Annotated in this window: 6 protein-coding genes, 1 other RNA gene and 1 pseudogene; 4 read left to right on the top strand and 4 right to left on the bottom strand. The window is 64.8% G+C overall.

What is annotated here, in order from left to right:
• The 4 genes from ompA to ssrA all read left to right on the top strand — a co-directional run.
• A partial coding sequence (ompA, locus tag AC1DYI_RS27050; RefSeq protein ID WP_477207214.1) for an outer membrane protein OmpA occupies nt 1-407 on the top strand: 407 nt, incomplete at its 5' end.
• Nucleotides 408-543: 136 nt separating this feature from the next.
• Nucleotides 544-1257 carry a bifunctional 2-polyprenyl-6-hydroxyphenol methylase/3-demethylubiquinol 3-O-methyltransferase UbiG gene (gene ubiG / locus AC1DYI_RS27045; RefSeq protein ID WP_477207213.1) on the top strand — a complete coding sequence of 238 codons (714 nt, stop codon included), beginning with the start codon at nt 544-546 and terminating at the stop codon, nt 1255-1257.
• Nucleotides 1254-1919 carry a phosphoglycolate phosphatase gene (gene gph, locus AC1DYI_RS27040; protein WP_477207212.1) on the top strand — a complete coding sequence of 222 codons (666 nt, stop codon included), beginning with the start codon at nt 1254-1256 and terminating at the stop codon, nt 1917-1919. The genes ubiG and gph overlap by 4 nt, the downstream gene beginning before the upstream one ends.
• Before the next feature lie 15 nt (nt 1920-1934).
• Nucleotides 1935-2307, top strand: a transfer-messenger RNA (tmRNA) gene (gene ssrA, locus AC1DYI_RS27035).
• A 213-nt stretch (nt 2308-2520) separates the two neighbouring features.
• Here ssrA and AC1DYI_RS27030 read toward each other — a convergent pair.
• The 4 genes and pseudogenes from AC1DYI_RS27030 to AC1DYI_RS27015 all read right to left on the bottom strand — a co-directional run.
• Entirely contained in the window at nt 2521-3444 is a 924-nt protein-coding gene (locus tag AC1DYI_RS27030; protein ID WP_477207215.1) for a tyrosine-type recombinase/integrase, read from the bottom strand.
• Between the two features lie 51 nt (nt 3445-3495).
• Nucleotides 3496-3738 (bottom strand): annotated as a pseudogene (locus tag AC1DYI_RS27025) (Arm DNA-binding domain-containing protein); the annotation flags it as partial.
• Nucleotides 3708-3938 (bottom strand): excisionase family protein, encoded by a 231-nt coding sequence (locus tag AC1DYI_RS27020; protein WP_477207211.1) that lies wholly within the window; start codon nt 3936-3938, stop codon nt 3708-3710. The gene AC1DYI_RS27020 and the pseudogene AC1DYI_RS27025, both read right to left, overlap by 31 nt.
• A 115-nt stretch (nt 3939-4053) precedes the next feature.
• The coding region (locus AC1DYI_RS27015) for a deoxynucleotide monophosphate kinase family protein (protein WP_477207210.1) at nt 4054-4673 on the bottom strand (620 nt) is incomplete at its 5' end.

The following is a 4673-nucleotide window of genomic DNA, read 5'->3' as shown; positions in this document are numbered from 1 at the left end:
CTCCGGTCGCCCCGCCGCCGCCGGCCCCGCCGCCGCCCGCTCCGGTGAGCGAGAAGGTTACGTACGCTGCCGACGCGTTCTTCGACGTCGACAAGGCCGTGCTGAAGCCCGAAGCCAAGGCGAAGCTGGATGACCTGGTCAGCAAGACCAAGGGCGTGAACCTGGAAGTCATCATCGCCGTCGGCCACACCGACAGCGACGGCTCCGACGCCTACAACCAGAAGCTGTCGGTGAAGCGCTCCGAGTCCGTCAAGGCCTACCTGGTCGAGAAGGGCGTCGAGAAGAACCGCGTCTACACCGAAGGCAAGGGCGAGAAGCAGCCTGTGGCCGACAACAAGACCAAGGAAGGCAAGGCGAAGAATCGCCGCGTCGAAATCGAGGTCGTCGGTACCCGCGCCAAGCAATAAGCCAGTTCGCTGGTTTTGCACCAAACCCCGCTTCGGCGGGGTTTTTGCTTTTCTGCCCGCCTCGGCGGGTTTTTGTTTTTTTGGGCCGCGATACGCTCGACGATTGACTGCGGTCCCTTGTCATTACCATTGCGTCATGAGCGAAAAAACCGTCAACGCCGATCCGCAAGAACTCGCCAAATTCGGTGACCTCGCGCACCGCTGGTGGGATCCGGACGGCGAATTCCGTCCGCTGCATCAGATCAACCCATTGCGTCTCGATTGGATCGCCGGCCTGGCCACGCTGCCCGGCAGCGAAGTGGTTGACGTGGGCTGCGGCGGCGGCATCCTGGCCGAGTCGATGGCGCGACGCGGCGCGAAGGTGCTGGGCATCGACCTGTCGGTCAAGCCGCTGAAGGTGGCACAACTGCATGCGATGGAAGCAAGTGTCGAGAACCTCGAATACCGCGAGGTCGCGGTCGAGCAGTTGGCTGCCGAGCGGCCGGCGAGCTTCGACGTGGTCACCTGCATGGAGATGCTCGAGCACGTGCCCGAGCCCGCGTCCGTGGTGCGAGCTTGCGCGCAACTGGTGAAGCCGGGCGGCCGCGTCTTCTTCTCGACGCTGAACCGCAACCCCAAGTCCTTCCTGTTCGCGATCGTCGGGGCCGAGCACGTGCTGGGTCTCTTGCCCAAGGGCACGCACGAGTACGCGCGCTTCATTCGCCCCAGCGAGCTGGCCCGCTTCGCACGTGATGCGGGGCTCGAGGTCGATCAGTTCAAGGGTATGGAATACAACCCGCTGACCAAGCGCTACTGGTTGTCGGCCAACACCGACGTGAACTATCTCGTCGCTTGCCGCCGGCCCGCATGAGTCGCAAAGTCCGCGCAGTGCTGTTCGATCTGGACGGCACCTTGATCGACAGTGCGCCCGACCTGGCTGGTGCGGCCAATGCCTTGCGCGCTGAGCATGGCTTGGCGGCGTTGCCCTACGAGCAACTGCGTCCGATGGTGGGCGCTGGCGCGCGAGGCATGGTGGGCGTGGCCTTTGGCGTGACGCCGGGCGAGCCACGCTTCGAAGGTCTGCGCGATGCTTTTCTTGCGCGCTACGAGCAGGGCATGCTGGACCGCACCTGCCTCTTCGATGGCATGCACCGCTTGTTGGATGCACTGGAGTCAGCCGGCATCGCGTGGGGCATCGTGACTAACAAAGCGACTCGGTTTGCGGTACCGGTGGCCGAAGGCTTGGGCTTGTCGCCGCGCGCTGGCGCGCTGGTCTGCGGCGACACCACGGCCCATGCCAAGCCGCACCCCGAGCCGCTATGGGAAGCCGCGCGGAGGCTCGGTCATGCACCGGCCGATTGCGTCTACGTGGGCGACGACCTGCGCGATGTACAAGCTGGACGCGCCGCCGGCATGGCCACGCTGATCGCGGCTTGGGGTTACCTCGGTCAGGGCGACAGCATCGAAGCCTGGGGCGCCGATGCGATCATCAATCAGCCCGATGCGCTCTTGAACTGGCTGGATCTGACCTAAACTAGCAGTCTTCCTGGGGCCGACCTGGTTTCGACGTKGGTTCGGAGTTGGAATAKGGCATGCCGAGCACCAGTTCGCTCGTAAAACCACTGGAAACAACGTAACTGCGAACGATACTTCGTACGCTCTCGCCGCTTAACACCGGTGAGCCTCTCAACGGTTGGCCAATGGGCCGGGTTGAAGACCGCAAGGTCTGAAGCTGAGAGGTCATTCACATTGGCTGGTTCCCCAGTTGGCCATGGGCTGGGGAACGAGACTAAGTGGCTGGCGAGTCCGGTAGCGTGCTGCTGCGCGACCGGAAGCGTGAGAACCAAATCAGTCAGCTAAGCATGTAGATCTACCTGGCGATGGCTTGCGGACGGGGGTTCAATTCCCCCCGGCTCCACCATTCAAGACGTCTTCCGCCTATGAAAGCCCATAGGTGGAAGGCGATGCGAAACGGACTGAACGGCCTTTTGTGGCCTACCGATTCGCACGTGATCCGCACGTGCAATTCGCACGTGGAGGCACCCCGAAGCGCCCCTCTGAAGGGGCGCTTCCGCATGGTCGTTTGATGAGTGGGTAGTTCGGGCGCCTCCCGGCGCCCGGCCCGTGGCGGTTGCTACGCGCCAGTCACAAGTTGCAGCCGCGGCCTCTGGTAGTCCGTGCTGATGAACTTGCCGTAGGTCTGAAAGACCATCGTTACGTCGACGTGGCCCAGTTGCTGAGCGACGTACCAGGGGTTGGCACCAGGACGCGTGCCGTCGCCCGTCAGCAAGGCACTGGCGAACGTGTGGCGCACTTGGTAGGGGTTGCGGTACCGAACGCCGGCGCGAAGGCATAGCGGCTGCCACAGCGTCTTGCGCAGCTGCGCGTCCGTCTCCCAGGCCTTGCCGGTGCGTGGATTCAAGAACACGTGTTCGCCGGCCAGGAAGCTGAATGCCTTTTGGGCCTGCAGCGCCTCGAGCGCCGGAGCGTTCAGGTCGACGTCGCGGATGCCTGCCTCGGTCTTGGGCAGCTTCTCGGTCTTGGCCACCAGATTGGTATCGATGCGCGCCGTGTTATGCACGAAGTCGACCTTGCCCCAGCGCAGCGCCATCAGTTCGCCCGGCCGCAGTCCCGTGTTCAACCAAAACGCAAGCAATGGTCGCTCATCGGACCGTGCCCTCTCGAGCAGCTTGGCGCGCTCGGTGCTGTCGAAGGGATCGACCTCGTATTCACTGGCTTTGGCGGTCTCGCGCAGTAGCTTGGCCAGCGCGATCCGCTCGAAGGGGTTCGCCGTGATCAGCTCGTCGTTGAGCGCGTCGTCGAATACGGAGCGCAGCGGCGTCAGCAGGTTCCGGGCGAACTTAGCCGTTACGTCCAGGCTGCGCACCCATTCGCGCAGCACACTGGGAGTGGCCTCGGCCAGCGTCTTGTCGCGCCAGAACTTCATGCGCTCGCTGTTGAGGGCCTTCACGTAGCCGTCATAGGTCGACGGGGACAGCGACTTGTTGGCCACCATGGCCGCAYAGGCCTTCTCTTGGGCATCCAGCAGGTCAGTCATCAGCACGCRCTTGCCGCTGCGGCCGAACTGGCCGGCGCGAGGCGACTCGGGGAAGTAGTTGGTGTAGACAAAAGTGCCCAGAGCAATGTGGCGCAGGATTTCGGCGCGCAGGCCCGACGCAGCCGTGACGGCGGTCTGGGTAATGGGCCCTGGCGGCAACAGCTCGCGGCACTCAACGCCCCGAAACGAAAACGCCACCTGCAGGCGGCGTTCGGTGCGGAAGACGCGAATGCTGACACCGCGGGGCAGCGTCAGCTCGCGTTTCACGTCGGTTCCCCCTTGCCCTCGACCCATCGGTTCACCTCGTCGACGTTGACCCAGACGTTGCCGTCCGGTGCGACTTTGCACTGTACTCCGTCGAGCCATTGGCGCTTCTTGCGCCTGGCGTGCACGGCGTTGGGGGTATCGCCCGTGGCCTTGCAGTAGTGGGCCATTCGGACCCAACGCAGGCGCGATTTCACGACCAGGTCTGTGGTCTGGAAGTCGTCGATCATCAGTTCGGTCTTTCTTGTTTGCATTCTTCTCAGGTTCACGCCCGCGCGAGTAGGGACGTGGCTTCAGCTCCCGGGCCCGTGAGGCACCGAGAGGCCACCGGCTTCGTGTCACCGCTCATAGGCTCGCCCCGAATGCGGCGGAGCCCATCAAGTCCTGGACGGCGCCCATCACGCGCTCGGAAAGGCGAACGACGGAACCGTCGTTGACCACCGCTCCATCAATTGACAGCGTGTGCGCCTGCTCGGTGCAGTGGGGGTCGTTGGCCCGCAGCTCGGGCCGGTACACGCGCAGCAGCACGCCGTCGCGGTGCTTCACGAGCCTGGCCTCGGCCGGCATGCGCACGTCGGTCACCACGAGGTGTCGGTGGCCGCAGCGCAGCTGGTCCACGATCCAGCGGTCGACGGCGCGCACGAACTGGGTCGGGTCGGCCGAGCGAACGAAGTCGCCCCACGCTTGCATCACTGCGCGCGGCGACTGCGGCGCGTGTGGTGCCAAGCCGTTCAGGAACGCCCAGGCGCGGAAATAGGTGTCGTTGCAGCGGCTGAAGGCGAGCGCCTCGCGGGCGACGTGCTTGCCGTGCGGGTCGGCCAGCATGTCGACACCGACGCCCCAGGTTTGAGTTACCTGGTGGCGCAGGACGTCGGCGAAAGCGATGGCGCGGTAGCCCCGCGCCGCCAGCACCGCGGCCGCCGCGGCCTTGCCGGCGCCGGCAAGGCCGGTGAGGCCGACCAGGA

The sequence above is a fragment of the Ideonella sp. P3_A4 genome (assembly GCF_056403075.1).
The sequence above is the reverse complement of the archived record's forward strand: the minus strand, read 5'-3'. Positions and strand labels throughout refer to the sequence as shown.